Source organism: Actinacidiphila glaucinigra, from assembly GCF_035918135.1.
Lineage (GTDB): Bacteria > Actinomycetota > Actinomycetes > Streptomycetales > Streptomycetaceae > Actinacidiphila > Actinacidiphila glaucinigra.
On the sequence record NZ_CP109144.1, the window covers coordinates 3,173,887 to 3,199,356 of the forward strand.

Below are 25,470 nucleotides of genomic sequence, written 5' to 3' on the forward strand. Positions count from 1 at the left end.
CTGAGGCCCATGCAGGCCACCGCGTACACCTACGACCCCGAGACCCGCGCCGGCAGCGTGCTGCTGGACGACGGGACGCCGCTGCCGTTCGACGCGGCGGCGTTCGACGCGGGGGGCTTGCGGCTGCTGCGGCCCGGGCAGCGGGTGCGCATCCGCACCGAGGGCAGCGGGGACGGGCGCCGGGTGGTGTTCGTGACGCTGCAGACCTTCCCCGACCCGGGGGCCTGAGCACACGCCGACGGGCCGGACACCCTGATTCAGGGGTGTCCGGCCCGTCGGCGTGTGCGGGGCCGCGGAATCGTTACCGCTTCGCGGTCCGCTTGGTGGCGGTCTTCCGGGCCGCCGACTTGGCGGGCGCCTTCTTGGCCGGGGCGGTCTTCTTGGCGGTCGCCTTCTTCGCCGCGGTCTTCTTGGCGGTCGCCTTCTTCGCCGTCGTCGCCTTTGCCGCGGTGGCCTTCTTGGCCGTGGTCTTGGCGGCGGTGGTCTTCTTGGCCGCGGCGGCCTTGGTGGCGGCCTTCTTCGCCGTGGTCTTCTTCGCGGCGGCCTTCTTGGTCGTGGCCTTGGCGGTGACGCCACCGCTCAGGCTGCCCTTGGGCGCCTTCTTGACGGAGACCTCTCCGGCCTTGGGGAGCTTCTTCGACCCGCTGACCAGGTCCTTGAAGCCCTGACCGGCGCGGAAGCGCGGGACGGAGGTCTTCTTGACCCGGACCCGCTCCCCGGTCTGGGGGTTGCGGGCGTAACGGGCGGGACGCTCCACCTTCTCGAACGAGCCGAAGCCGGTGACCGAGACCCGGTCCCCGCTCACCGTCGCGCGGACGATCGCGTCCAGGACGGCGTCGACCGCGTCCGCGGCCTGCTGACGGCCGCCGAGCTTGTCGGCAATCGCTTCAACGAGCTGCGCCTTGTTCACGTCTTCCCCTTCGGAAACTTGCCCGGCGATGAAGTTCGGGCTTTTTCGCACGCTAGGCGGATATATACCGCAAATCAAATACGAAACGGGCGAATCACCCTTGTGCCGCAACGAACTCGGGGCTCAGGAAGACCTTTGATCGGGGAATCGGCCTTCGTCGAGGTCCTTCATCAGTTCCTCCAGACGCCTTGCCGCACCAGCGAGATCATGCTTCGCGGCAGCGGTGATGACGAGCAGCCGCCGGGTCAACTGCATCCTGACGTCCTCCGGCACTTGCAGACCCGCCACCCGGGTGTGGGCCTGCTTCAACCTGGCAGCGAGGAACCCGTACAGCTCGAGTTGGCCATCGTGTTCCATGTGCCGATTGTGTCATCTGCGGTGAGTTGTCACGAGGTGTGGAGCCGAACACGCCGCAGCGCCCCCCGCCCGGTGGGGGCGGGGGGCGCTGCGGAGGTGGGCGGGCGGGCGGCCGCGGGGGCCGCCGGGCCTCTCAGACGGGCAGGGTCTGCGGCTTGTAGGAGGGGCGCTCGGCCTCGTAGGCGGCGATGTCGGCCTCGTTCTGCAAGGTGAGGCTGATGTCGTCCAGGCCGTTGAGCAGCCGCCAGCGGGCGTTGTCGTCCAGTTCGAAGGGGGCGGTGATCCCCTCGGCGCGGACCTCCCGGGCCTCCAGGTCGACGGTGATCTCGACCGTCGGGTCGGCCTCGGTCAGCTGCCAGAGCTCCTCGACCGTCTCCTGCGGCAGGATCACGGTGAGCAGGCCGTTCTTCAACGAGTTGCCCCGGAAGATATCGGCGTAGCGGGAGGAGATGACGGCCTTGAAACCGTAGTTCTGCAGGGCCCACACCGCGTGCTCGCGGGAGGAGCCGGTGCCGAAGTCCGGGCCGGCGACCAGAACGGTCGCCCCCTGGCGCTCGGGCCGGTTGAGCACGAACTCGGGGTCCTTGCGCCAGGCCTCGAACAGGCCGTCCTCGAAGCCGTTGCGGGTGACCTTCTTCAGCCAGTGGGCCGGGATGATCTGGTCCGTGTCGGCGTTGCTGCGGCGCAGCGGGACGGCGCGGCCGGTGTGCGTGGTGAAAGCTTCCATCGTTCTCAGGCCTCCAGGACGGCTGCGCCGGGCAGATCGGCGGGGGACGAGAGTCGGCCGGTGACCGCGGTCGCGGCCGCGACCTGCGGCGACACCAGGTGGGTGCGGCCGCCCTTGCCCTGCCGTCCCTCGAAGTTGCGGTTGGAGGTGGACGCGGAGCGCTCACCGGGGGCCAGTTGGTCGGGGTTCATGCCCAGGCACATCGAGCAGCCCGCGTGCCGCCACTCGGCACCCGCCTCCTTGAAGACCTTGTCCAGGCCCTCCTCCACGGCCTGCAGCGCGACCCGGACCGAGCCGGGCACGACCAGCATCCGCACGCCGTCGGCGATCCTGCGGCCCTTGACGACGGAGGCGGCGGACCGCAGATCCTCGATGCGGCCGTTGGTGCAGGAGCCGACGAAGACGGTGTCGACCTTCACCTCGCGCAGCGGCGTACCGGGCTCCAGGGCCATGTACTCCAGGGCCTTCTCGGCGGCCAGGCGGTCACTGGGGTCCTCGAAGCCGGCCGGGTCCGGCACGGAGGCGCTCAGCGGGGCGCCCTGGCCGGGGTTGGTGCCCCAGGTGACGAACGGGGACAGCGAGGCGGCGTCGATGACGACCTCGTGGTCGAAGACGGCGTCCTCGTCGGTCCTGAGGGTCTTCCAGTACGCGACCGCGGCGTCCCAGTCCTCGCCCTGCGGGGCGTGCGGACGGCCCTGCAGGTAGTCGAAGGTGGTCCGGTCGGGGGCGATCATGCCGGCCCGGGCGCCCGCCTCGATCGACATGTTGCAGATGGTCATCCGGGCCTCCATCGAGAGCTTCTCGATGGCCGAGCCGCGGTACTCGATGACGTAGCCCTGGCCGCCGCCGGTGCCGATCCTGGCGATGATCGCCAGGATCAGGTCCTTGGCGGTGACGCCGCCGGGCAGCTCGCCGTCGACGGTGATCGCCATGGTCTTGAACGGGGCGAGCGGCAGGGTCTGGGTGGCCAGCACGTGCTCGACCTGGCTGGTGCCGATGCCGAACGCCAGCGCGCCGAAGGCGCCGTGGGTCGAGGTGTGGCTGTCGCCGCAGACGACCGTCATGCCCGGCTGGGTCAGGCCCAGCTGCGGACCGACGACGTGCACGACTCCCTGCTCGACGTCGCCCAGCGGGTGCAGCCGCACCCCGAACTCGGCGCAGTTCTTGCGCAGCGTCTCCAGCTGCGTGCGCGAGACCGGGTCGGCGATCGGCTTGTCGATGTCGAGGGTGGGGGTGTTGTGGTCCTCGGTCGCGATGGTGAGGTCCAGCCGGCGCACCGGGCGGCCGTTCATCCGCAGACCGTCGAAGGCCTGCGGGCTGGTGACCTCGTGGAGCAGGTGCAGGTCGATGAAGAGGAGGTCGGGCTCGCCCTCGGCGCGCCGTACGACGTGATCCTCCCAGACCTTTTCCGCGAGTGTCCTTGCCATCGCATTCCCTCCGACCGGCCGCTCTGCCGGCCTGTTCGTCGTTGCCCTGCGTGTCCGCGCCCTTGTGGGGAGTGGCCGCAGCGGCCTGTGCATTCCAGCGTGCCGCGTCCGCCGGAAAATTGAACTTGCGTTTCACAGAGTGAGACGCGAGTATCGTTGCATGGACAACAGTAGTGGCGTCGGCGTTCTCGACAAGGCGGCTCTGGTGCTCAGCGCACTGGAGTCCGGCCCGGCCACCCTGGCCGGTCTCGTGGGCGCCACGGGCCTCGCCCGCCCCACCGCGCACCGCCTCGCCGTCGCCCTGGAGCACCACCGGATGGTGGCCCGCGACATGCAGGGGCGCTTCATCCTCGGCCCGCGACTGTCCGAACTGGCCGCCGCGGCGGGCGAGGACCGCCTGCTGGCCACCGCCGGGCCGGTGCTCACGCATCTGCGCGACGTGACCGGCGAGAGCGCCCAGCTCTATCGCCGCCAGGGCGACATGCGCATCTGCGTGGCCGCCGCCGAGCGGCTGTCCGGACTGCGGGACACCGTCCCGGTCGGCTCGACGCTGCCGATGAAGGCCGGTTCCGCCGCCCAGGTCCTGCTCGCCTGGGAGGAGCCGGAGCGGCTCCACCGCGGGCTGCAGGGAGCCCGCTTCACCGCCACCGCGCTCTCCGGCGTACGGCGCCGCGGCTGGGCCCAGTCGATCGGCGAGCGCGAACCGGGTGTGGCCTCCGTCTCGGCCCCGGTGCGCGGCCCGTCCAACCGCGTGGTGGCGGCGGTGTCCGTCTCCGGTCCGATCGAGCGGCTCACCCGGCACCCCGGGCGCATGCACGCCCAGGCCGTCGTGGACGCCGCCGGCCGCCTGTCCGAGGCGCTGCGCCGCAGCGGCTGAGCCCGGAGCGCCGGCCTCAGGCCGCCCGCTCCTCGCCCGTCTTCAGCCGCTGCGCCGCCGTCTCACCGCGGCGTCCCACCGGGACGACGCCCGTCGCGGCGCCCAGCCCGAAGGCGGGCATGTCGACGTAGACGGACTCGTAGGCGCCCGCCGGCGCGGCGTATGTCTCGTGCCAGAAGCCCACCCTGCCCTTGCCGGCCCGCGCGCGGCGGTTGAACGCCGCCCACGCGGGCCGGTGCTGCTTGTCCTGCTGGGAGGCGTACGCGAAGAGCTGCTCCGTGGACTTCCAGTACTGGACGACGTAGATCACCCGGGGCCCGCCGAACAGCAGCCGGTACCCCAGGAACCCGCTCCCGTCGTCCCGCGACAGCTCGCGCAGCATGCGCGGCATGGCGCGGAACACCGGGAGCCAGCTGCCGAGTGCCAGGAAGCGGTTGATCCGCATCCCGATGAGGAACACGACGATGCCGCCCTCGGCGGCGGCGGTGTTGCGGCCCGGAATCACCTGCGCGGACATGAGGAGCCCCCTGTCGGTCGTGTTGGATAGTGACGCTATCCATGCTTAGATAGTGCCACTATCCAATGGAGGGCGCAAGGGAATGCGACTGGCGGAGCTGAGCGAACGCAGCGGCGTGGCCACGGCCACGATCAAGTACTACCTGCGCGAGGGCCTGCTCCCGCCGGGCCGTCGCGTCACGGCCACGCAGTCCGAGTACGGGGAGGAGCACCTGCGCCGGCTGCGGTTCGTCCGGGCGCTGATCCAGGTCGGCAAGGTGCCGGTGGCCACCGCCCGCGAGGTGCTCGCCGCGGTGGAGGACGAGTCGCTCAACCAGCACATGCGGCTCGGCGCCGCCACCTTCGTCCTGCCGCACGGACCGGAGCCGGACGAGGACGACCCGGCGACCGGGACGGCCCGCCGCGAGGTGGACGGGCTGATGGCCGAACTCGGCTGGAGCCACGGCAGCGAGAAGTACGGCCCCTCCCCCGCGTACCGGATGCTCGTCACGGCGGTCGCCGCCCTGACCCGCCTCGGATACCCCAGCAGCGCAAGGCACTTGGCCCCGTACGCGCGGCTCGCCGCCCAACAGGCGGTCCACGACCTGGATCTGGTCGAGACCTACGACACCCCGCTGGAGCAGGCGGCCGCCGCCGTGACGCTCACGGTGCTCTACGAGCCGGTGCTGCTGAGCCTGCGCCGGCTCGCCGAGGCCGAGGAGTCCCGGCGCCGCTTCGGAGTTGAGTGAGCCCGGACGCCGGGAACGGGGAGGGGACGGGGAAAACGGAAGAGGCCCCCCGCCGAAGCGGAGGGCCTCTCCTCGATGTACCCCCGACCGGATTCGAACCGGCGCTACCGCCTTGAGAGGGCGGCGTGCTAGGCCGCTACACAACGGGGGCAAGCCTTGAGGAAATACGCTGGGGTACCAGGACTCGAACCTAGACTAAATGAACCAGAATCACTCGTGCTGCCAATTACACCATACCCCATGGTGTGTCAAGTACCCCCGACCGGATTCGAACCGGCGCTACCGCCTTGAGAGGGCGGCGTGCTAGGCCGCTACACAACGGGGGCCCTAGCGATCCCTGCGAGAGAGATCAGTACCCCCGACCGGATTCGAACCGGCGCTACTGCCTTGAGAGGGCAGCGTGCTAGGCCGCTACACAACGGGGGCTTTGCAGAAATCTGCGCTGGGGTACCAGGACTCGAACCTAGACTAACTGAACCAGAATCAGTCGTGCTGCCAATTACACCATACCCCACCAAAACTCAACCCCCCGCAGGGGGTTTTGTTTGGCCGCGCTCCCCGTACCGGCCATTTCGGCCCGCCCGGGCGGCGCAGGAAGAACATTACCCGATCGGTGACGGGGCTCCAAAACGAGTATCCGCCGCCAGAAGTGCGGGCAGCTCCGCGAGCCCGGTGATCCGCCGCAGGTCCGGCGCGGTGACGGAACCCGTACGGTCCAGCCACACCCCGTGCAGGCCCGCCGCGTCGGCGCCGCGCGCGTCGGTGTCGGCCTTGTCGCCGACATAGGCGACCTCCTCCGGAGGCAGCCCCAGGGCCTCGCACGCGCCCAGGAAGGCCTCCGGGGCGGGCTTGGCGTGTCCCAGTTCCTGCGAGCACACCAGGCACTCGAAGCGGTCGCGGAGGCCCAGCCGGGTGAGCTTGCGCTCCTGGTGGGCCGTGCTGGAGTTGGACAGCAGGCCGTGCCGGTAGTCGGGGGTGAGGGCGTCCAGCGCCGGCACCACGTCGGGGAAGACCGACCAGGCGGCCTCGAAGTGCACGTAGTAGGCCGCGAACCAGGCGTCGGCCACGGAGTCGCTCACCGAGGGCCCCAGGAAGGCCCGGACGCGCTCCCTGCGGTGCTCGGTGAAGTCCAGCTCCCCGGTGAGGAAGCGCGCGTAGTGCGTCTCCATCACCTCGCGCCAGGTACCCAGCGCCCGCTCCTCGCCGCCGAACTCACCGAGCAGACCCTCGGCCTCGAGGTGACGCAGCGCGCCGGTCCGCTCGGCACCCGAGTAGTCGAAGATCGTGTCGTCGATGTCCCAGAGCACGGCGCGGATCGGCATGTGCCGACTCTAACCCGGTGCTCCGTCCGGGGCGCCGGGGCCCGGCGGCCACCGGGTGAACACCGTCCGGCGGCTCTCGAAACGGCGCCGGTCGCCCGTCACGGGGTCGTCGAACTCCAGCACCCGGGCCAGCAGCCGCAGGGGGCGGGTGAAGTCGCCGGGCACGGCCGGCGGCAGGACGTGCGGATAGACGGGGTCGCCGAGGATGGGCACCCCCAGGCTGTTCATGTGCACCCGCAACTGGTGGGTGCGGCCGGTCTCGGGGCGGAGCCGGTAGCGGGCCAGCCCGTCGCGGTGCTCCATCAGCTCCACGTGGCTGCGGGCGTTGGGCTCGCCGGGGACCTCGTGGGCCGCCATGTCGCCGCGCTCCTTGACGATCCGGCTCTCCACTGTGCGCGGCAGCGCCAGGGCGGGGTCGTGCCGGGCCACGGCCTCGTACTCCTTGCGCACCAGCCGGTCGCGGAAGATGGTCTGGTAGGCGCCGCGCAGCTCGGGGCGGATCACGAACATCACCACGCCCGCCGTCAGCCGGTCGAGCCGGTGGGCCGGGCTGAGCTCGGGCAGGGCGAGGTCGTGGCGCAGCCGGCTCAGCGCCGTCTCGACGACATGGGCGCCACGCGGCATGGTGGCGAGGAAGTGCGGCTTGTCGACGACGAGCAGCCGGTCGTCCCGGTGGAGCACCTCGATCCCGAAGGGCACCGGGACCTCCGCCGGCAGCTCCCGGTGGAACCAGACGTGGCCACCCGGGCGGAAGGCGGCGTCAGGGGCGAGCGGGCCGTCGCTCCCGTGCACCTCTCCCGCCGCGAACATGGCGTCCACCCGCTCCGCGGGCACCGCCGCGCCGAGGCGGTCCACCAGGTGGTCGCGGACCGTCGCCCAGGTCCCGGTGCCGGGCAGCCGCACGCGTACGGGATCGACCCCGCGGCGTTGGGGCAGCGGGGGGATCGGGGGCCGGGTCCTGCGGCGCATGAGGTGGTCCGGGAAGCGTGCCGCCCCGGGCTCCTGGCGGAGTGCCCGGGGCGGATCGGCGTACCGCGGTCAGCCGGCCAGTTTCGCCAGGGTGGCGTCGACGCGGTCCAGGGTGCGCTCACGGCCGAGCACTTCGAGGGACTCGAAGAGCGGCAGTCCCACGGTGCGGCCGGTGACGGCGACCCGGACCGGCGCCTGGGCCTTGCCGAGCTTGAGGCCGTGGGTCTCGCCGGCGGCGAGCACGGCGTCCTTCAGCGCCTCGGCGTTCCAGTCGGCGGCCGCCAGGTTCTCCCGGGCGGTGGTCAGCAGCGCCGAGGCGGCGGCCGGGTCCTTCATCGCCTTCTGCCAGGACGCCTCGTCCTCCACCGGCGTGTCGAGGAAGAGGAAGTCGACGTTGTCGGTGATGTCGGAGAGCACCGTCAGACGGGTCTGCGCGTGCGGCGCGATCGCCTCGAAGGCGGCCTGGTCGAACGCCTCGGGCGCCCAGGGGGCGAACGGGGCCTTCAGCCACGGGCCGCAGGCCTCGACGAACGTCTTCACGTCCAGCATGCGGATGTGGTCGCCGTTGATCGACTCGGCCTTCTTCAGGTCGAAGCGCGCCGGGTTGGCGTTGACCGCGTCGATGTCGAAGGCGGCCACCATCTCCTCGACGCTGAAGACGTCGCGGTCGGCGGAGAGCGACCAGCCCAGCAGCGACAGGTAGTTCAGCAGGCCCTCGGGAAGGAAGCCGCGCTCCCGGTAGAGGTTGAGGGAGGACTGCGGGTCGCGCTTGGAGAGCTTCTTGTTGCCCTCGCCCATGACGTACGGCAGGTGGCCGAAGCGCGGGGTGGTGCCGTTGCCGACGCCGATCTCGGCGAGCGCGCGGTAGAGCGCGATCTGCCGCGGGGTGGAGGACAGCAGGTCCTCGCCGCGCAGCACGTGCGTGATCTCCATCAGCGCGTCGTCGACCGGGTTGACCAGCGTGTACAGCGGGGCGCCGTTGGCCCGGACGATGCCGTAGTCGGGCACGTTGTCCGGCGTGAAGGTCAGCTCGCCGCGGACCAGGTCGGTGAAGGTGATCGTCTCGTCGGGCATGCGGAAGCGGACGATGGGCTCGCGGCCCTCGCGCTCGTACGCGTCCACCTGCTCGGCGGTCAGGTCGCGGCAGTGGCCGTCGTAACCCGAGGGGCGGCCGGCGGCGCGGGCGGCCTCGCGGCGCTCGTCGAGCTCCTCGGTGGTGCAGTAGCACTTGTACGCGTGGCCGGACTCCAGCAGCTTCGCGGCGACGTCCTTGTAGACGTCCATGCGCTGCGACTGCCGGTACGGCGCGTGCGGGCCGCCGACCTCGGGGCCCTCGTCCCAGTCGAAGCCGAGCCAGCGCATGGCCTGCAGCAGCTGCTCGTACGACTCCTCCGAGTCGCGGGCGGCGTCGGTGTCCTCGATGCGGAAGACCAGGGTGCCCTGGTGGTGACGGGCGAACGCCCAGTTGAACAGGGCGGTGCGGACCAGGCCCACGTGGGGGTTGCCGGTCGGCGAGGGGCAGAAACGTACGCGTACGGGAGCTGCGCTAGTCACGCTTGATCACCTTGTTGGTGAGAGTGCCGATGCCTTCGATGGAGACGGCGACCTCGTCGCCGACGTGGAGCGGGCCGACGCCCGCCGGAGTGCCGGTGAGGACGACGTCGCCCGGGAGCAGCGTCATGGCCTCGGTGATGTGGACGATCAGGTCCTCGATGGAGCGGATCATCTGGCTCGTGCGGCCGGACTGGCGGAGTTCGCCGTTGACGGTCGCGGTGACGGCGAGGTCGTTCGCGGCGGCGAGGTCGAGGCCGGTCTCGATCCAGGGGCCGATGGGGCACGAGGAGTCGAAGCCCTTGGCCCTCGCCCACTGCTTCTCGGCCTTCTGGGCGTCCCGCGCGGTGACGTCGTTGGCGCAGGTGTAGCCGAGGACGACCTCGGCGACGCGCTCACGCGGGACCTCGCGGCACATCCGGCCGATGACGACGGCGAGCTCGGCCTCGTGGTGCACCTCCTGCGAGAAGGAGGGGTACACGATGGGGTCGCCGGGGCCGATCACCGAGGTGGACGGCTTGAAGAAGGCGACCGGGACCTCCGGCACCTCGTTGCCCAGCTCGGCGGCGTGCTCGGCGTAGTTCCGGCCGATCGCGACGACCTTGCTGGGGAGCACCGGCGGCAACAGCCGGACCTTGCTCAGCGGCACCTTGGTGCCGGAGCGCTCGTACTCGGCGAACGGGATGCCCTTGATGATGTCGAGGACGAGTCCGTCCGGGACGGACTCGTCGCCTTCGACGACGCCGAAGGCGACATTGCCGTCGATGGAGAACCTGGCGATGCGCACGGGAAGCAGCTCACCTCACTGGCCGGAGACTGACGCTCCAGGTTATCCCGGGGGTGGCTCCCGGCCCCGCCCGCCGAGCCGCGCCTCAGGCGGTCGGCAGCTCCGTCAGGACGGTACGGCGGGGGTTGGCGGTCTGGCGGGGCAGCACGACGGCCTCCGCGCCCTCGACGGCCGGCGCGACCTCTGCGGTCCGCGCGTCCTCGGCGTCCGTCAGGTGCGCGAGGGTGGTGCGGCGCGGGTTGGCTATGGGTCGCATGATCATGGTCGTCTTCATGGGCCGGTCAGAACCTCGTGTTGTACCGGGCGCCCCGCAAGGCGCGGTTGACGTAATACACGGCTGTGTCAAACGTCAATCTATCGGCGCCTGTTCCCCGATCCGGATGCCCAATACAACTGACGGCCTGTGATTTTGCTCACGAAGGCGGGGACAAGCGGGGCGAATCGGTCGGCCGGCCGATGCCCCCCAACCCGACATCACGGCCTATCCGGACTCTTCACCCCCGGTTGGCAGCAGCCGGGCGCCGGACGGGGGGCTCCAACCCCCCTGGAGAAAGCCCGGATTGCCGGAAGAAATCCGAAAGGACACCGACACCGCGTGATCCACCGGACGCGCTGAGTCACGTATTCCACTCGAAACATGTCGGCCCTTGTTGGACGTCCGGCACTGTGCTGGAATTCCCCGGACCGCCGTATCAACAGATGCCGGCGCGCAGGGGGGAGCGTGCGATCGCCGAGCGGCGGCGGCCAATGGGTATCCGCCGGGGGGCGGTACTCCGAAGACTCGACACCGTCCTGCCGCCCGTGCGGGGGACGCCTGGTCCAGAGGTTGCGACGCTAGTGCAGGGACGTTTCAAGAGGGATGGCGGCGCTGCGGGCGACCCGGAGCAGCGCGGTGGGACCGAACACGGTCCCGCCCGCCGGGATGAAACCGCAGACGCCGGAACCGCGGGCGCGCATAGCGACGTCACGCCGGGAATCGGTGTGCGCACCGGCCCGAAGCACGGCTCTCGAATAGCCATGCGCAACTGGCGCATCAGCACTCGTCTGGTGTCGCTGCTCGCGCTGCCGGTGGTCGCCGCGACCACGCTGGGTGCGCTGCGCATCCAGAGCTCGCTGGAGAACGTGCAGCAACTGGAGGCCATGACCTCGCTGACCGACCTCACGGAGCAGGCGACCAAGCTCGCCGCCGCGCTCCAGGAGGAGCGGGACGCCTCGGCCGGGCCGCTGTCCAGCACGCCCAGGGACGTGAACGACGACAACATCAAGGCCTCCCAGGCGAAGACCAAGCTGGCGCGCACGGCGTACATCGCCGCCGCCAACGAGGTCTCGCCGGACCTCACCGGTGTCAACGCCTCGCTGTCCGTGATCGGCCGTAATCTTCAAGAACTGAACTCCATCCGCGAGCGTGCGTACGAGGATCACGGCTACATCTCGCAGACCGTCAGCGACTACAACGACATCATCCAGTCGCTGATCGACCTCTCCCAGGAGCTGGCCGAGGCGACCGGCAACTCGGACATGATCGCGAGCACCCGCGCGCTGGCCGCGTTCTCGGCAGCCAAGGAGTACGACTCCATCCAGCGCGCCGTGGTCAGTGCCGCGCTCGCCGACGACCGCAAGCTCAGCGCCGCCGACTTCCGTTACCTCTCGGGCGTCCACCGCTCCGAGAACACGGAGCTGAAGCAGTTCAGCCAGATCTACGGCCGGGCGAACTCCGCGGACCTGCTCAAGGGCCTCACCGGTGGCAACGACATCGTCACCAAGGTCGACGACCAGGTCGAACGCATCACGGCCTCCGAGTCCAGCATCCAGAACTTCAAGGGCACCTCGTACCTGGACTGGGACGACGACGCCAAGACCAAGCTCCAGGTCATGGGCCAGATCGAGCAGACCCTGCTGCAGCAGATGCAGCAGAAGGCCCTGACGCTGCGGGACGAGGCCCAGCAAGAGGCGATCCTCAGCGGTGCGCTGATCCTCCTCGTGCTCGGCATCTCGGTCGTCGGCGCCTTCGTCGTCGCCCGGTCGATGGTCCGCTCGCTGCGCCGGCTGCAGGACACCGCCCAGGAAGTCGCCCAGAAGCGACTGCCCGAGCTGGTCAAGCAGCTCTCCGAGTCCGACCCGCAGGACGTCGACACCTCGGTCGAGTCGATCGGCATCCACACCCGCGACGAAATCGGCCAGGTGGCCCGCGCGTTCGACGAGGTCCACCGCGAGGCGGTCCGTCTCGCCGCCGAGCAGGCGCTGCTGCGAGGGAACGTCAACGCGATGTTCACCAACCTCTCGCGCCGCAGCCAGGGCCTGATCCAGCGTCAGCTGAGCCTGATCTCCGAACTGGAGTCCCGCGAGGCCGACCCGGACCAGCTGTCCAGCCTCTTCAAGCTCGACCACCTCGCGACCCGTATGCGCCGGAACGGCGAAAACCTCCTCGTCCTCGCGGGCGAGGAGCCCGGCCGCCGCTGGACCCGCCCGGTCCCGCTGGTCGACGTCCTCCGCGCCGCCGCCTCCGAGGTGGAGCAGTACGAGCGCATCGAACTCACCTCTGTGCCGGCGGTCGAGGTCACCGGCCGCGTCGTCAACGACCTCGTCCACCTGCTCGCAGAGCTGCTGGAGAACGCGACCTCGTTCTCCTCCCCGCAGACCAAGGTGCGGGTCACCGGTCACGCGCTGCCCGACGGCCGCGTGCTGATCGAGATCCACGACACCGGCATCGGCCTCTCCCCGGAGGACCTCGCCGACATCAACGAGCGGCTCGCGAACCCGCCGACGGTGGACGTCTCCGTCTCCCGCCGCATGGGTCTGTTCGTGGTCGGCCGCCTGTCCCTGCGACACGGCATCCGGATCCAGCTGCGTCCGTCCGACTCGGGCGGCACCACCGCGCTCGTCATGCTGCCGGTGGACGTCACCCAGGGCGGCGCGAAGCCGCAGCCCGGCGCGGGCAACCGCGGCCAGCAGCCGGGCGGTGCCCCCGCCGGGGCTCCGGGCGCACCCGCCCCGGCCATGGGCGGCGGCGGTACGGGCCTGGCCGGCATGCACCGAGGCGGCCAGCGCGGCCAGGTGTCCGGTTCCGCGTCGCGTCCGGCCCTCAACTCCGGTCCCGGTATGGGCCCGCAGGGCGGCCGTCCGGCCGGCCCCGGCGCCCCGGCGGGTCCCGGCCCGCAGCGCTCGGGCCCGAGCTGGGCCAACGAGCAGGTGCCCGGTGGCCAGGGCCGGCCGCAGCAGCCGCAGCAACAGCAGCGGCCCGCGGCTCCCCCGCAGCGTCCGGCGGCCCCGCAGCCGATGGGCGCGGCCCACGGCCCCGAGGCCGACATGCCGCGCGGTCACGAGGACCTGGAGTCCACGGCGCAGTTCGAGCGCCCGGACTTCAACGCGATGCCGCACGCGCCGCAGGCCTACGGCGGCCCCCAGGCCCCGCACATGCCGCAGGCCCCCCAGATGCCGCAGGCTCCGCAGATGCCGCAGCACGGTGGCCAGGTCCCGCAGCACGGTGGCCAGGCCCCCCAGCAGCAGGGCCAGTTCACCCGCAGCGACGTCTTCCAGCGCCCCGCGGCGCCGCAGGCACCTCAGTACCCGCAGGCGCCTCAGTACCCGCAGGCGCCCGAGACCCCGCCGCCCGCTCCGGCGGCCCCGCAGGGCCCGCGGCACTCCGCGAGCTACGCCCAGGGCCCCGGTGGCGGCCACCAGCAGCGTCCCGCGGCCCCGCAGGCCGACCGGCAGCCGCTGCCGGCCGTCAGCGAGCCGATGGCGCTGCCCCCGGCCCCGATCCGCGGGGACGAGTCCAGCCCGATCTTCGACTCCCTCGAGTCGGACTGGTTCCGCACCGGTCGTGCGGAGCGCATGCAGCAGGTGCACGTCGAGAGTGGCCCGGTCGCAGCGCAGCAGAACGGCAACGGCCAGAGCGCGGGCGCGCCCACCCTGCCGCCGCAGCGCCCGCAGCAGCCCGCGCCGCAGCAGCACCACCAGCAGCAGCCGCAGCCGCAGCGGGCCCGCGCCGAGTACCCGGCGCCGCCCGCGCACCCGGCACAGCCCGCGCAGCCGCCGCAGCCCCCGCGGCGCGAATCGGCGGCGTGGCGGTCCTCGCCGAACGACGAGGTGTGGGAGCGCGCCGGCCAGGTACGCCAGCCGTCCGCCGGCGGGGTCACCCCGTCCGGTCTGCCGCGGCGCGTCCCCAAGGCCAACCTCGTCCCGGGAGCCGGTGCTCCCCAGCAAGCCCCACAGGGCGGTCCGCAGATCTCGCGGGCGCCCGACGACGTGCGCGGACGCCTGACCAACCTCCGTCGCGGTATCCAGCAGGGCCGCCAGGCCGGTACGGGAACGACCGACGGCCGCGGCTTTGGCACCACTCACCAGCAGGAGCGTTAGTTGAGTCAGATGAGCCAGGCGGCACAGAATCTGAACTGGTTGATCACCAACTTCGTGGACAACACCCCCGGGGTGTCCCACACCGTGGTCGTATCCGCCGACGGCCTGCTGCTGGCCATGTCCGAGGGCTTCCCCCGGGACCGCGCCGACCAGCTGGCCGCGGTGGCCTCCGGCCTCACCTCGCTGACCGCGGGCGCGTCCCGCATCTTCGAGGGCGGCAGCGTCAACCAGACCGTCGTGGAGATGGAGCGCGGCTTCCTCCTCCTGATGTCGGTCTCGGACGGGTCCTCACTCGCCGTACTGGCGCACCCCGAGTGCGACATCGGCCTCGTGGGCTACGAGATGGCCCTGCTCGTCGACCGAGCGGGCGCCGTTCTCACCCCCGACCTGCGCGCAGAACTCCAAGGCAGCCTGATGGGCTGAGCTCTCCGGAGCCCGGCCGAATGCACGCCCCATGACTACTCGCGACACGCGTCCGCTCTTACCCGGAGGACCATTCATGACCCCGCCGCCCGCCTCGCCCGGCCCGTACGGCGCGCCCCACCATGCGCCGTACGGGGATGAAGGCGACCAGCCGCTGGTGCGGCCGTACGCCATGACCGGTGGTCGCACCCGGCCCCGCTACCAGCTCGCCATCGAGGCGCTGGTCAGCACCAGCGCGGACGCGAGTGCCTTCCAGGGGCTACTCCCCGAACACCAGCGCATCTGCCACCTGTGCATGGAGATCAAGTCGGTCGCCGAGATCTCCGCACTGCTGGGGATCCCGCTGGGGGTGGCCCGGATTCTGGTGGCCGACCTGGCTGAGGCCGGTATGGTCGCCATCCACCAGCCGAGCAGCGGCGAGGCCGGCGGACAGCCTGATGTGACACTGCTCGAAAGGGTGCTCAGTGGACTTCGCAAGCTCTAGGCCGGGGCAGCAGGCGGCGTACGGTGCGCCGCCCGCGGCCCGGTCCACCACCTCGGCGAAGATCGTGGTGGCGGGTGGCTTCGGCGTGGGCAAGACCACGTTCGTCGGAGCGGTCTCGGAGATCAACCCGCTCCGCACGGAGGCCGTGATGACCTCGGCGTCCGCGGGCGTGGACGATCTGACACACGTGGCCGACAAGACCACGACGACCGTGGCCATGGACTTCGGTCGTATCACGCTCGACGACGACCTGATCCTGTACCTGTTCGGTACGCCGGGCCAGGACCGCTTCTGGTTCATGTGGGACGACCTGGTCCGCGGCGCCATCGGCGCGGTCGTCCTGGTCGACACCCGCCGACTGGCCGACTGCTTCCCTGCCGTCGACTACTTCGAGAACAGCGGCCTGCCGTTCGTCATCGCCCTCAACGGCTTCGACGGGCACCAGCCGTACACGCCCGACGAAGTCCGGGAAGCACTGCAGATCGGCCCGGACGCCCCCATCATCATCACGGACGCCCGGCACCGCGCCGAGGCGAAGAGCGCGCTCATCACGCTCGTCGAACACGCGCTGCTCGCCCGTCTCAAGTAAGCGTTCCAGCTTGCCACTTCACGAAAGGACCGGCTGTGTCTTTGGACATGGCCGGTCCTTCTGTTCATAACGTTTCGACCGCGAATCGGAACAACCCGAACACCGCCCGCGCCCAGTCGGCTTCACTGCGCATACATCCACCCAGTGAATTGCCACCGCTTTATGCTTATGCCCCCTTTGACCGGCGCGTGATCATGGCTTCGCAGTCCTCGCCGGAGGTTTGTGGAGCACCCCCATGACGTGCTGGAATTCATCGAAACCCGAGAGTAGGAACGGCGCCGCCCGCGCCGTCGCCGAGAGGTTGTTGGTCGAGTGAGGAACACGAGGCGAGCAGAGCCGGGTCCCGCGGACCACCCGCGTGGCAATTTCACCCCGCCTGCGCGATACGGCACGGCACAGGACACCGCCCCCGAGGCCGCACCTGCCCCCGAGCCGGCGGCGAGCGCGGGAAGCCGCTTCGCCATGCGCAACTGGCGGGTGGCCACCCGTCTGAACGTCATCCTCCTCATCCCGGTGCTGGTCGCCCTGGTCTTCGGCGGCTTCCGGGTGCAGAGTTCGGTGAAGACCTGGCAGGACGCGGACGACGCGGTGCGGACCGCCAGCGCCGTACGTGCGGCCGTGGACTACGCCAACGCCATCCTCAACGAACGCGATCTCAGCGTCGTTCCCCTGCTGGCCGGCGACGCCGACAACAAGACCGTCGTAGCGACCCGCGCGGCCACCGACCAGGCCGCCGCGAAGTTCGACGCGGCCGTCACCCAACTGCCCGTGAACGACCGGCTGCAGCGCCGCGTGGCGAACATCCGCGAGGGCGAGAAGGTCCTGGCGAAGCTGCGCGACACGGCCTTCACCCGGCAGCTCCCGGGCGTGCAGACCGAGGAGAAGTACGTCGAGGTCCAGCACCCGCTGATGGAACTGGCGAACGAGCTCGGCTTCGGCACCAACAGCGTCGCCTCCTACGGCCGCACCCTCTACGCGCTCGAACTGTCGAAGGCCGCCGAGTCGCTGACCCGCTCCATAGGCACCCACCTCCTCGTCGAGGACCGCAGCAAGCTCGCCGACGGCGAGCTGCGGCTCCAGCTCACCGCGTTCACCTCGTACGCCTACCTCCAGCAGGTCGCCCTCGAGGAGTACCGGGGCGGTGGCACCGACGCGGACTACCAGCGGCTGCAGAACGAGCAGGCCGCGGCCCTGGAGAAGGGCAAGGAGCAGGTCGCCCAGGCCGCCGAGGCGGCCCAGCAGGCCGGACAGCCCTTCAAGGCGCCCCCGAGCCTGGAGAACATGATCAAGCTGATCGCCTCCGGTCAGGATCCTGAGCAGCTCAAGGGCCAGGGCGTGACCGCGGAGAGCTGGTTCGGCGCGACCACCCTCGCCTTCGACGCCTACAAGAACGTCGAGCAGCACCTGGCCAACCAGGCGTACAGCGACTCGAGCGACATCGCCGACAGCGCCCGCATCGACGCCATCGTCAACTCCGCCGTCGTGCTGATCGCGCTGATCATCGCCTTCATCGTGGCCGCGATGGTCGCCCGCTCCATGAGCAACAGCATGCGCCGCCTGCGCACCTCGGCCTTCGAGGTCGCCGAGAAGCGCCTGCCGAGCCTGGTCGACCAGCTCTCCCGCACCGACCCGGGCAAGGTCGACACCCGCGTCCAGGCGATCCCGATCACCTCCAACGACGAGATCGGCGAGGTCGCCCGCGCCTTCGACCAGATCCACCGCGAGGCGGTACGGCTCGCCGCCGAGCAGGCCCTGCTCCGCGGCAACGTCAACGCGATCTTCACCAACCTCTCCCGCCGCAACCAGGGCCTCATCCAGCGCCAGCTGACGCTGATCACGGACCTGGAGAACAACGAGGCGGAGCCGGACCAGCTGGAGAACCTCTTCAAGCTGGACCACCTGGCCACCCGTATGCGCCGCAACGGCGAGAACCTCCTGGTCCTCGCCGGCGAGGAGCCCGGCCGCCGCTGGAACCAGCCGGTCCCGCTGGTCGACGTGCTCCGCGCCGCGGCCTCCGAGGTGGAGGCCTACGCCCGAATCGAGCTGGTCGGCATCCCGGAGACCGAGATCCACGGCACCGCCGTGACCGACCTCGTGCACCTGCTGGCCGAGTTGCTGGAGAACGCCACCACGTTCTCCTCGCCGCAGACCAAGGTGCGCGTCACCGCGACCCGGCTGCCCGACGGCCGGGTCATGGTCGAGATCCACGACAAGGGCATCGGCCTCACGGCCGAGGACTTCGCGGACATCAACCACAAGCTGGCCGACCCGCCGATCGTCGACGCGTCGATCTCCAAGCGCATGGGCCTGTTCGTGGTCGGCCGCCTGGCCGACCGGCACGGCATCCGCGTCCAGCTCCGCCCGTCCGGCGAGCAGGCGGGCACCACCTCGCTGGTCATGCTCCCCGAGCCGATCACCCACGGTGGCGGCGGCGAGGAGGTGCCGCTGGAGGACGACTTCACCGTCTCCCGGATCGTGCCGGAGCTCGAGACCCCGCAGTTCGACGCCTACGGGCCGACCGCCGCCGAACTCGGCTTCGACGACTCGCGCTACGAGCGCGCCGAGGCCCCGAACGACGCCCGCTCGCTCGACCCCGTCGGCCGCTCGCTCATGCGCGACCAGCGCCGCGCCCAGCTCGAGGCCGCGGCCGGCGACCGCACCGTGGAGCGCCCGCCCTTCGAGGGGGAGGCGCAGGAGCAGGGCTCCTTCCAGGACGGCTACCAGGAGGCCGGCCCCGAGGCGGCCTTCCAGGAGAGCCCCTTCCAGGACAACGGCTTCCCGGCCAACGGCTACGCCGAGCAGGGCTACCAGGAGCCGCAGGCCCAGCCGTTCCCGGAGCAGCACGGCTACGACGCGCAACCCGGGTTCCAGGAGCCGGCGTACACCGAGGGCGCCTACGCGGAGCAGGGGTACGCCGCTCCGCAGAACGGCTACGCCCAGGACGACTGGCAGCAGCAGAACGGCTACGCCCAGGAGCAGTGGACGGCGACGCCCGGCGGCGAACTGCCGCAGGCGGGCCGGCAGCAGGGCTTCCCCGCCCAGGCCGCGACCGATTCCGCCACAGCCGCCCCCTTCGGGGCCCCTGAGCGCGTAGGCTTCGACCGATCGGGTCCGACCACCGGCCCGCTGCAGTCCTCGGTGACCGACGCGGGCCTGCCGCGCCGCGACCGCGGATGGCAGCAGTCCGGCCCGGCGGCCCCGGCGCAGCCGGAACCCCAGTCGGCTGACGCCTTCCCCGCGCAGCCGGCGCCCTCCGCACCGGCGCAGGACGGGGAGTCGTCCCCCGACTGGCGCTCCACGAACGACGAGAACTGGCAGCGGGCCGAACAGGCCCGTAAGCCCAAGGCGGGCGGGGTCACCCCCTCCGGCCTGCCCCGGCGGGTCCCCAAGGCCAACCTGGTCCCGGGCACCGCCCAGCAGACTCCGCAGGGTGGACCGATGGTCTCCCGTGCACCCGAGGACGTCCGCGGCCGGCTGAGCAATCTCCGGCGTGGTGTCCAGCAGGGACGCACTGCGGGAACTGACACGAACGGCCAGGGCTTCGGCCCCAAGCACCAGGAGCGTTAGTTGAGTCCGATGAGCCAGGCGGCACAGAACCTGAACTGGTTGATCACCAGTTTCGTGGACCAGACCCCAGGGGTCTCCCATACGGTTGTGGTCTCTGCCGACGGCCTGCTGCTGGCGATGTCCGAAGGATTCCCCCGGGACCGTGCGGACCAGCTGGCCGCGGTGGCCTCCGGTCTGACCTCGCTGACCGCGGGTGCCTCGCGCATCTTCGAGGGCGGCCACGTGAACCAGACCGTCGTGGAGATGGAGCGCGGCTTCCTCTTCATCATGTCCGTCTCGGACGGTTCCTCGCTGGCCGTGCTGGCGCACCCGGAGTGCGACATCGGCCTCGTGGGCTACGAGATGGCCCTGCTGGTCGACCGGGCGGGCAATGTGCTCACCCCCGATCTGCGTGCGGAATTGCAGGGCAGCCTGCTCAACTAACGGACAGGCATGCGGGCGCGTCTGGGGACCCGTAGGGTTTTCAGACGCGCTACCCAGCTGGAGGAGGAACCGTGGCAACGCCCCCAGGCGGAGATCAGTACGGCAATCACCAACAGCAGCCGCCCCTGAAGCGGTTCAACTTCCCCTCGGCACCAAGCCAGGAGCCACCCCCCTCCCACGGTGGGGGGAACACCGGTCCCGGCCCCATGCCGCCGCACCGGCAGCCGAGGATCCAGCCGTACGAACCCCCGCAGGCGCCACCGCCTCGGACAGCGCAGACCGGGCGCGCCAGGACGCCGTCCGGTCTGGTACGCCCCTACGCCATGACCGGTGGCCGCACCCGGCCGCGCTACCAGCTCGCCATCGAGGCCCTGGTCAGCACGACCGCCGACCCGGCTCAGCTGCGGGGCCAGTTGCCGGAGCACCAGCGGATCTGCATCCTCTGCCGGGAGATCAAGTCGGTCGCGGAGATCTCCGCGCTCCTCTCCATCCCCCTCGGCGTCGCCCGAATCCTCGTCGCCGACCTGGCGGAGGCCGGGCTTGTCGCCATTCACCAGCCCGGTGGCGACGATGCCTCGGGCGGACAGCCAGACGTGACACTGCTCGAAAGGGTGCTCAGTGGACTTCGCAAGCTCTAGCGGTCCAGCTCGCTCAACCACCTCGGCGAAGATCGTGGTGGCGGGCGGCTTCGGCGTGGGCAAGACCACGTTCGTCGGTGCCGTATCGGAGATCAACCCGCTGCGTACCGAAGCCGTGATGACCTCCGCCTCCGCGGGGATCGACGATCTGACGCACGCGCCGGACAAGACCACCACGACGGTGGCGATGGACTTCGGCCGTATCACCCTGGACGAGGACCTGATCCTCTACCTGTTCGGTACGCCGGGCCAGGACCGCTTCTGGTTCATGTGGGACGACCTGGTGCGCGGCGCCATCGGCGCGGTCGTCCTGGTCGACACCCGCCGGCTGGCCGACTGCTTCCCGGCGGTCGACTACTTCGAGAACAGCGGCCTGCCGTTCGTCATCGCCCTCAACGGCTTCGACGGGCACCAGCCGTACGCCCCGGAGGAGGTCCGCGAGGCCCTCCAGATCGGTCCCGAGGCGCCCATCATCATCACGGACGCCCGGCACCGGGCCGAGGCGAAGAGCGCGCTCATCACGCTCGTCGAGCACGCCCTGATGGCGCGGCTGCGGTAGCGGTTCCCGCTCCCGAGCACGACGCGAAAGGCCCCGCACGAGATGTGCGGGGCCTTCGCGTTGCCTGGGAGCCGCCGGCGGCGCCGCGCTCGCGCTCCGGGCCGCCCGGGACGCGTCGTGGTGCCCCCCGTACGACGACGACGGCGGCGCGGCACCCGGGAGGGGTGCCGCGCCGCCGTGCGGGGCCGGAGGGGTCAGCTGCGCCAGCTGTGCGGCGCGCTGAAGCCGGACTGCCGCTCCAGGCGGCGCCAGCCGGCCGTGGAGCGGGGCTTGACGTAGTCGGTCGCGTCCTGGCCCTGGGCCGCGGCGCGGGCGAGCAGGACCGCGGTGAGGGCGGCCAGCTCCTCGTCGCTGGCGTGGCCGCGCTCCACGCGCACGAGCGCGGCGGAGGTGCTGTCGGCAGGGGTGCTCACGGGGTTCGTCTCTCCCTTACTGGGGCGGGTTGCCATGCTTGCGGGACGGCAGGTCGGCGTGCTTGGTGCGCAGCATCGCGAGCGAGCGGATGAGGACCTCGCGCGTCTCGGCGGGGTCGATGACGTCGTCCACCAGGCCGCGCTCGGCGGCGTAGTAGGGGTGCATCAGCTCGGACTTGTACTCCTTCACCATGCGGGCACGCATGGCGTCGGGGTCGTCGGCCTCGGCGATCTGGCGGCGGAAGATCACGTTGGCGGCGCCTTCGGCGCCCATGACGGCGATCTCGTTGGTCGGCCAGGCGTAGGTCAGGTCGGCGCCGATCGACTGGCTGTCCATGACGATGTAGGCACCTCCGTACGCCTTCCGCAGGATCAGCGAGATCCGCGGCACGGTCGCGTTGCAGTACGCGTACAGCAGCTTGGCGCCGTGCCGGATGATGCCACCGTGCTCCTGGTCGACGCCCGGCAGGAAGCCGGGGACGTCCAGAAGGGTGATGAGCGGGATGTTGAAGGCGTCGCACATCTGCACGAAGCGCGCGGCCTTCTCGCTGGCCTCGATGTCGAGGACGCCGGCGAGGGAGGCGGGCTGGTTGGCGATGATGCCGACGACCTGGCCGTCGAGGCGGGCCAGGGCCACGATGATGTTGGTCGCCCAGCGCTCGTGGATCTCCAGGTACTCGCCGTCGTCGACGAGCTCCTCGATCACCTGGTGCATGTCGTACGAGCGGTTGCCGTCGGCCGGGACGATGTCCAGCAGGACGTCGGAGCGCCGGTCGGCCGGGTCCGCGGCGGGGGCCGACGGGGGGTTCTCGCGGTTGTTCTGCGGCAGCATCGACAGCAGGTAGCGGACCTCCTCCAGGCAGGTCTGCTCGTCGTCGTACGCGAAGTGCGAGACACCGGAGACCTCGGAGTGGACGTCGGCGCCGCCGAGCCCGTTCTGGGAGATCTTCTCGCCGGTGACGGCCTGGACGACGTCCGGGCCGGTGATGAACATCTGGGAGGTCTCCCGGACCATGAACACGAAGTCGGTCAGGGCCGGGGAGTACGCGGCGCCGCCGGCGCAGGGGCCGAGCATCACGGAGATCTGCGGGATCACACCGGAGGCGCGGGTGTTGCGCTGGAAGATGCCGCCGTAGCCGGCGAGCGCCGAGACGCCCTCCTGGATGCGGGCGCCGGCACCGTCGTTGAGCGAGACCAGCGGGGCGCCGGCCGCGATGGCCATGTCCATGATCTTGTGGATCTTGCTGGCGTGGGCCTCGCCCAGCGCGCCGCCGAAGATCCGGAAGTCATGGGCGTACACGAAGACGGTCCGTCCGTGGACGGTGCCCCAGCCGGTGATGACACCGTCGGTGTAGGGCTTCTTCGACTCCAGGCCGAATCCGCTGGCGCGGTGCCGGCGCAGCGGCTCCACCTCGTTGAAGGAGCCCTCGTCGAGCAGCAGCTCGATGCGCTCGCGCGCGGTCAGCTTGCCCTTGGCCTTCTGGGCCTGGGTGGCCTTCTCGCTGGGGCCGAGCCGGACCTGCTCGCGGATGGCGTGCAGTTCCGCGACGCGCCCGCGCGCGTCATTCGCCGGCTGCGCGGCCTCTTCGGCCCCTTCGGCCTCGGCGGGCTGGGTCGGCACCTCGTCCAAAACGCTCATGCCATCGACCATACGAGCGGAGGGCCGTCAAAATCGGCGTCGACTTCGTACAGTGTCCGGACCCGCTTCATGGAGCATCTGGACAGAACCAACACAAGAAAGGCCCCGCACGGCACGTGCGGGACCTTTTCTTTGTAGCGGTTGTCCACCCGGACTCAACGGGAGCGCTACCTTCCGGACACCGCCTCGGCCAGCGCAAGGACACGCCGGGCGTCATCCACATGGAGGTTCTCGATCATCCGGCCGTCCACCGTGACCACCCCCCGGCCCTCGGCCACGGCCTCTTCGAAGGCCTCGATGATGCGCCGCGCCTTGTCGGCTTCCTCCGGCGAGGGGGCGAACACCCGGTTGCACACCTCCACCTGCCGGGGGTGGATCAGGGTCTTGCCGTCGAATCCGAACCGCCGGCCCTGGACGCACTCCGCCTCGAAGCCGCTCTCGTCGGTGACGTCGTTGTAGACACCGTCCAGGATCACCTTGCCGGCCTCGCGGGCGCCCAGCAGGGCCAGCGACAGCCCGGTGAGCAGCGGGGCACGGCCGGGGACGTGCTCGGCGTGCAGCTCCTTGGCGAGGTCGTTGGTGCCCATGACCAGGACGCGCAGCCGCTCGGAGGCCGCCGCGACGGCACGGGCGTCCAGCATCGCACGCGGGGTCTCCACCATCGCCCAGATGGCCGTGTGATCCGGGGCGCCGGCGGCCTCCAGGGCGCGCTCGACGGCGTGCACCGTCGCGGCCGAGTCGACCTTGGGGACGACCACGGCGTCCGGGCCCGCCTCGGCGGCGGCCCGCAGGTCGTCCTCGTGCCAGGGCGTGCCGGGCGAGTTCACCCGGACGGCGACCTCCCGGTACCCGTACTCGCCGGAGGCGGCGGCCGCGGCGACCCGCTTGCGGGCCTCGGGCTTGGCGTCGGGCGCGACGGAGTCCTCCAGGTCGAGGATGAGCGCGTCGGTGGGGAGGGTCTTCGCCTTCTCCAGGGCGCGCTCGTTCGCGCCGGGCATGTAGAGGACGGAGCGGCGCGGCCGCAGGATCGCGTCGGTCATCGGTTCTGCTCCTGCTCCTTGTACACGGCCTCGTACGTCTCGGCCAGTTCCGGATCGCGGGCGGCCAGCGCCTCCGCGAGCTCGACGACGACGTGGCACTGCTTGACCGTGGCGTCGTCCTGCATCTTGCCGTCGATCATCACGGCGCCGGTGCCGTCGCCCATGGCGTCGATGACCCTGCGCGCCCAGGCCACGTCGGCGGGCGCCGGGGAGAAGACCCGCCTGGCGATGTCGATCTGCACCGGGTGCAGGCTCCACGCGCCGACGCAGCCGAGCAGGAAGGCGTTGCGGAACTGGTCCTCGCAGGCGGTGGTGTCCTTGATGTCGCCGAAGGGACCGTAGTACGGCAGGATCCCGTGCGCGGCACAGGCGTCGACCATGCGCGCGATCGTGTAGTGCCACAGGTCCTGCTGGAAGGTCAGCCGCGGCAGCTCCATGTCCCCTTCCGCGCCCAGGGGGCCTTTCGGGTCCTCCCGCACGAGGTACCCCGGGTGTCCCCCGCCGACACGGGTGGTCTTCATGCGGCGGCTCGCCGCGAGGTCGGCGGGGCCGAGGGAGATGCCCTGCATCCGGGGGCTCGCCCCGGCGATCTCCTCGACGTTCGCGACGCCCGTCGCGGTCTCCAGGATCGCGTGGACGAGGATCGGCCGCCCGATGCCCGCCTTGGCCTCCAGCTGGGCCAGCAGCCGGTCGACGTAGTGGATGTCCTCGGCGCCCTCGACCTTGGGCACCATCACGACGTCGAGCTTGTGGCCGATCTCGGTGACCAGGGTCAGCAGGTCGTCCAGCGCCCACGGCGAGTCGAGGCTGTTGATCCGGGTCCACAGCTGGGTGCCGCCGAAGTCGTTGGCCTTGGCCGTGGCGACCAGCCCCGCACGGGCGGCCTCCTTGCGGTCGGCCGAGACGGCGTCCTCCAGGTTGCCCAGCAGGACGTCCACCTTGGGGGCGATGGTGGGGACCTTCGCCGCCATCTTCTCGTTGCTCGGATCGAAGAAGTGGATCATCCGCGACGGCCGGAACGGCACTTCCCGTACGGGGGCCGGGGCCCCCACGGCCAGCGGTCGGAAGAAGTCCTTCGCGGAACGCATGCGGTCTCCCAGGGTTCGAGGGTGGGGAGCGTACGGCGCTCACCCTATGATCCGCGGGGTCCTCGCGTTACTGGTCG

At 71.0% G+C, this 25,470-nt stretch carries 25 protein-coding genes and 5 tRNA genes; 11 read left to right on the forward strand and 19 right to left on the reverse strand.

Features of this window, described 5'->3' with window-relative positions:
- Window positions 1–9 precede the first annotated feature (9 nt).
- Window positions 10–228, forward strand: a complete 219-nt coding sequence (locus OIE69_RS13805; RefSeq protein WP_018562077.1) for a hypothetical protein — start codon at window positions 10–12, stop codon at window positions 226–228.
- A 73-nt stretch (window positions 229–301) separates the two neighbouring features.
- On the opposite strand, the gene OIE69_RS13810 is transcribed toward OIE69_RS13805, so the two are convergent.
- The 4 genes from OIE69_RS13810 to leuC all read right to left on the reverse strand — a co-directional run bounded on the left by OIE69_RS13810 (window position 302) and on the right by leuC (window position 3,421).
- Complete coding sequence (locus OIE69_RS13810; protein WP_326572266.1) at window positions 302–910, reverse strand: HU family DNA-binding protein; 609 nt, start codon at window positions 908–910, stop codon at window positions 302–304.
- Between the two features lie 123 nt (window positions 911–1,033).
- Window positions 1,034–1,267: an SCO5555 family protein gene (locus OIE69_RS13815; RefSeq protein ID WP_018562075.1), complete on the reverse strand. Its 234-nt coding sequence runs from the start codon at window positions 1,265–1,267 to the stop codon at window positions 1,034–1,036.
- Between the two features lie 133 nt (window positions 1,268–1,400).
- On the reverse strand, window positions 1,401–1,994 hold the full coding sequence (gene leuD, locus OIE69_RS13820; RefSeq protein WP_326572267.1) for a 3-isopropylmalate dehydratase small subunit: 594 nt from the start codon (window positions 1,992–1,994) through the stop codon (window positions 1,401–1,403).
- A gap of 5 nt (window positions 1,995–1,999) precedes the next feature.
- Window positions 2,000–3,421 (reverse strand): 3-isopropylmalate dehydratase large subunit, encoded by a 1,422-nt coding sequence (gene leuC, locus OIE69_RS13825; protein ID WP_089224980.1) that lies wholly within the window; start codon window positions 3,419–3,421, stop codon window positions 2,000–2,002.
- A 160-nt stretch (window positions 3,422–3,581) separates the two neighbouring features.
- On the opposite strand from leuC, the gene ndgR reads away from it, so the two are divergent.
- Window positions 3,582–4,298: an IclR family transcriptional regulator NdgR gene (gene ndgR, locus OIE69_RS13830; RefSeq protein WP_089224981.1), complete on the forward strand. Its 717-nt coding sequence runs from the start codon at window positions 3,582–3,584 to the stop codon at window positions 4,296–4,298.
- Window positions 4,299–4,314: 16 nt separating this feature from the next.
- Here ndgR and OIE69_RS13835 read toward each other — a convergent pair whose 3' ends face one another.
- A complete protein-coding gene (locus tag OIE69_RS13835) occupies window positions 4,315–4,815 on the reverse strand; it encodes a DUF4188 domain-containing protein (RefSeq protein WP_326572268.1) in 501 nt (166 codons plus the stop codon).
- Between the two features lie 82 nt (window positions 4,816–4,897).
- On the opposite strand from OIE69_RS13835, the gene OIE69_RS13840 reads away from it, so the two are divergent.
- Window positions 4,898–5,542 carry a MerR family transcriptional regulator gene (locus tag OIE69_RS13840; protein ID WP_326572269.1) on the forward strand — a complete coding sequence of 215 codons (645 nt, stop codon included), beginning with the start codon at window positions 4,898–4,900 and terminating at the stop codon, window positions 5,540–5,542.
- A 78-nt stretch (window positions 5,543–5,620) separates the two neighbouring features.
- Here OIE69_RS13840 and OIE69_RS13845 read toward each other — a convergent pair.
- The 10 genes from OIE69_RS13845 to OIE69_RS13890 all read right to left on the reverse strand — a co-directional run bounded on the left by OIE69_RS13845 (window position 5,621) and on the right by OIE69_RS13890 (window position 10,445).
- A tRNA-Glu gene (locus tag OIE69_RS13845) sits at window positions 5,621–5,693 on the reverse strand.
- An 18-nt stretch (window positions 5,694–5,711) separates the two neighbouring features.
- A tRNA-Gln gene (locus tag OIE69_RS13850) sits at window positions 5,712–5,783 on the reverse strand.
- A gap of 12 nt (window positions 5,784–5,795) precedes the next feature.
- A tRNA-Glu gene (locus tag OIE69_RS13855) sits at window positions 5,796–5,868 on the reverse strand.
- A 27-nt stretch (window positions 5,869–5,895) separates the two neighbouring features.
- Window positions 5,896–5,968: transfer RNA gene (locus tag OIE69_RS13860), tRNA-Glu, on the reverse strand.
- Window positions 5,969–5,984: 16 nt separating this feature from the next.
- A tRNA-Gln gene (locus tag OIE69_RS13865) sits at window positions 5,985–6,056 on the reverse strand.
- Between the two features lie 88 nt (window positions 6,057–6,144).
- A complete protein-coding gene (locus tag OIE69_RS13870; protein ID WP_326572270.1) occupies window positions 6,145–6,864 on the reverse strand; it encodes an HAD family hydrolase in 720 nt (239 codons plus the stop codon).
- A 9-nt stretch (window positions 6,865–6,873) separates the two neighbouring features.
- Entirely contained in the window at window positions 6,874–7,833 is a 960-nt protein-coding gene (locus tag OIE69_RS13875) for a pseudouridine synthase (protein ID WP_326572271.1), read from the reverse strand.
- 69 nt (window positions 7,834–7,902) lie between these two features.
- The gene (gltX, locus tag OIE69_RS13880; protein ID WP_326572272.1) at window positions 7,903–9,387 is read right to left on the reverse strand and encodes a glutamate--tRNA ligase; all 1,485 of its coding nucleotides are present in this window, start codon (window positions 9,385–9,387) and stop codon (window positions 7,903–7,905) included.
- On the reverse strand, window positions 9,380–10,171 hold the full coding sequence (locus OIE69_RS13885; RefSeq protein ID WP_326572273.1) for a fumarylacetoacetate hydrolase family protein: 792 nt from the start codon (window positions 10,169–10,171) through the stop codon (window positions 9,380–9,382). Before OIE69_RS13885 ends, gltX begins: the two co-directional genes overlap by 8 nt.
- Window positions 10,172–10,256: 85 nt before the next feature.
- Complete coding sequence (locus OIE69_RS13890; protein ID WP_089224988.1) at window positions 10,257–10,445, reverse strand: hypothetical protein; 189 nt, start codon at window positions 10,443–10,445, stop codon at window positions 10,257–10,259.
- 563 nt (window positions 10,446–11,008) lie between these two features.
- Between OIE69_RS13890 and OIE69_RS13895 the strand changes: the two genes are divergently transcribed.
- The 8 genes from OIE69_RS13895 to OIE69_RS13930 all read left to right on the forward strand — a co-directional run bounded on the left by OIE69_RS13895 (window position 11,009) and on the right by OIE69_RS13930 (window position 21,213).
- A complete protein-coding gene (locus OIE69_RS13895; RefSeq protein WP_392567501.1) occupies window positions 11,009–14,530 on the forward strand; it encodes a sensor histidine kinase in 3,522 nt (1,173 codons plus the stop codon).
- 9 nt (window positions 14,531–14,539) lie between these two features.
- Window positions 14,540–14,953, forward strand: a complete 414-nt coding sequence (locus OIE69_RS13900) for a roadblock/LC7 domain-containing protein (protein ID WP_018562063.1) — start codon at window positions 14,540–14,542, stop codon at window positions 14,951–14,953.
- Between the two features lie 76 nt (window positions 14,954–15,029).
- Window positions 15,030–15,437 (forward strand): DUF742 domain-containing protein, encoded by a 408-nt coding sequence (locus OIE69_RS13905; RefSeq protein WP_018562062.1) that lies wholly within the window; start codon window positions 15,030–15,032, stop codon window positions 15,435–15,437.
- Window positions 15,418–16,026, forward strand: a complete 609-nt coding sequence (locus OIE69_RS13910) for a GTP-binding protein (RefSeq protein ID WP_078620110.1) — start codon at window positions 15,418–15,420, stop codon at window positions 16,024–16,026. Before OIE69_RS13905 ends, OIE69_RS13910 begins: the two co-directional genes overlap by 20 nt.
- 462 nt (window positions 16,027–16,488) lie before the next feature.
- Window positions 16,489–19,593: a sensor histidine kinase gene (locus OIE69_RS13915; RefSeq protein WP_326572275.1), complete on the forward strand. Its 3,105-nt coding sequence runs from the start codon at window positions 16,489–16,491 to the stop codon at window positions 19,591–19,593.
- A 9-nt stretch (window positions 19,594–19,602) separates the two neighbouring features.
- The gene (locus OIE69_RS13920; RefSeq protein ID WP_018562059.1) at window positions 19,603–20,016 is read left to right on the forward strand and encodes a roadblock/LC7 domain-containing protein; all 414 of its coding nucleotides are present in this window, start codon (window positions 19,603–19,605) and stop codon (window positions 20,014–20,016) included.
- A gap of 71 nt (window positions 20,017–20,087) precedes the next feature.
- Window positions 20,088–20,654: a DUF742 domain-containing protein gene (locus OIE69_RS13925; protein ID WP_326572276.1), complete on the forward strand. Its 567-nt coding sequence runs from the start codon at window positions 20,088–20,090 to the stop codon at window positions 20,652–20,654.
- On the forward strand, window positions 20,635–21,213 hold the full coding sequence (locus OIE69_RS13930) for a GTP-binding protein (protein ID WP_078620108.1): 579 nt from the start codon (window positions 20,635–20,637) through the stop codon (window positions 21,211–21,213). The genes OIE69_RS13925 and OIE69_RS13930 overlap by 20 nt, the downstream gene beginning before the upstream one ends.
- A 194-nt stretch (window positions 21,214–21,407) precedes the next feature.
- On the opposite strand, the gene OIE69_RS13935 is transcribed toward OIE69_RS13930, so the two are convergent.
- The 4 genes from OIE69_RS13935 to OIE69_RS13950 all read right to left on the reverse strand — a co-directional run bounded on the left by OIE69_RS13935 (window position 21,408) and on the right by OIE69_RS13950 (window position 25,393).
- Window positions 21,408–21,626 carry an acyl-CoA carboxylase epsilon subunit gene (locus OIE69_RS13935; protein WP_089224994.1) on the reverse strand — a complete coding sequence of 73 codons (219 nt, stop codon included), beginning with the start codon at window positions 21,624–21,626 and terminating at the stop codon, window positions 21,408–21,410.
- 16 nt (window positions 21,627–21,642) lie between these two features.
- Entirely contained in the window at window positions 21,643–23,265 is a 1,623-nt protein-coding gene (locus OIE69_RS13940; RefSeq protein ID WP_089225228.1) for an acyl-CoA carboxylase subunit beta, read from the reverse strand.
- Between the two features lie 167 nt (window positions 23,266–23,432).
- Entirely contained in the window at window positions 23,433–24,305 is an 873-nt protein-coding gene (locus tag OIE69_RS13945; RefSeq protein ID WP_326572277.1) for an HpcH/HpaI aldolase/citrate lyase family protein, read from the reverse strand.
- Window positions 24,302–25,393, reverse strand: a complete 1,092-nt coding sequence (locus OIE69_RS13950) for an HpcH/HpaI aldolase/citrate lyase family protein (protein ID WP_326572278.1) — start codon at window positions 25,391–25,393, stop codon at window positions 24,302–24,304. The genes OIE69_RS13945 and OIE69_RS13950 overlap by 4 nt, the downstream gene beginning before the upstream one ends.
- Between the last annotated feature and the right edge of the window lie 77 nt (window positions 25,394–25,470).

Bases quoted from the DNA above. Each gene is read 5' to 3' on its own strand.
- OIE69_RS13805 (WP_018562077.1), top strand. From the start codon at position 10: ATGCAGGCCACCGCGTACACCTACGACCCCGAGACCCGCGCCGGCAGC.
- OIE69_RS13815 (WP_018562075.1), bottom strand. From the start codon at position 1,267: ATGGAACACGATGGCCAACTCGAGCTGTACGGGTTCCTCGCTGCCAGG.
- leuD (WP_326572267.1), bottom strand. From the start codon at position 1,994: ATGGAAGCTTTCACCACGCACACCGGCCGCGCCGTCCCGCTGCGCCGC.
- leuC (WP_089224980.1), bottom strand. From the start codon at position 3,421: ATGGCAAGGACACTCGCGGAAAAGGTCTGGGAGGATCACGTCGTACGG.
- ndgR (WP_089224981.1), top strand. From the start codon at position 3,582: ATGGACAACAGTAGTGGCGTCGGCGTTCTCGACAAGGCGGCTCTGGTG.
- OIE69_RS13835 (WP_326572268.1), bottom strand. From the start codon at position 4,815: ATGTCCGCGCAGGTGATTCCGGGCCGCAACACCGCCGCCGCCGAGGGC.
- OIE69_RS13840 (WP_326572269.1), top strand. From the start codon at position 4,898: ATGCGACTGGCGGAGCTGAGCGAACGCAGCGGCGTGGCCACGGCCACG.
- OIE69_RS13870 (WP_326572270.1), bottom strand. From the start codon at position 6,864: ATGCCGATCCGCGCCGTGCTCTGGGACATCGACGACACGATCTTCGAC.
- OIE69_RS13875 (WP_326572271.1), bottom strand. From the start codon at position 7,833: ATGCGCCGCAGGACCCGGCCCCCGATCCCCCCGCTGCCCCAACGCCGC.
- OIE69_RS13890 (WP_089224988.1), bottom strand. From the start codon at position 10,445: ATGAAGACGACCATGATCATGCGACCCATAGCCAACCCGCGCCGCACC.
- OIE69_RS13900 (WP_018562063.1), top strand. From the start codon at position 14,540: ATGAGCCAGGCGGCACAGAATCTGAACTGGTTGATCACCAACTTCGTG.
- OIE69_RS13905 (WP_018562062.1), top strand. From the start codon at position 15,030: ATGACCCCGCCGCCCGCCTCGCCCGGCCCGTACGGCGCGCCCCACCAT.
- OIE69_RS13915 (WP_326572275.1), top strand. From the start codon at position 16,489: ATGCGCAACTGGCGGGTGGCCACCCGTCTGAACGTCATCCTCCTCATC.
- OIE69_RS13920 (WP_018562059.1), top strand. From the start codon at position 19,603: ATGAGCCAGGCGGCACAGAACCTGAACTGGTTGATCACCAGTTTCGTG.
- OIE69_RS13940 (WP_089225228.1), bottom strand. From the start codon at position 23,265: ATGAGCGTTTTGGACGAGGTGCCGACCCAGCCCGCCGAGGCCGAAGGG.
- OIE69_RS13945 (WP_326572277.1), bottom strand. From the start codon at position 24,305: ATGACCGACGCGATCCTGCGGCCGCGCCGCTCCGTCCTCTACATGCCC.
- OIE69_RS13950 (WP_326572278.1), bottom strand. From the start codon at position 25,393: ATGCGTTCCGCGAAGGACTTCTTCCGACCGCTGGCCGTGGGGGCCCCG.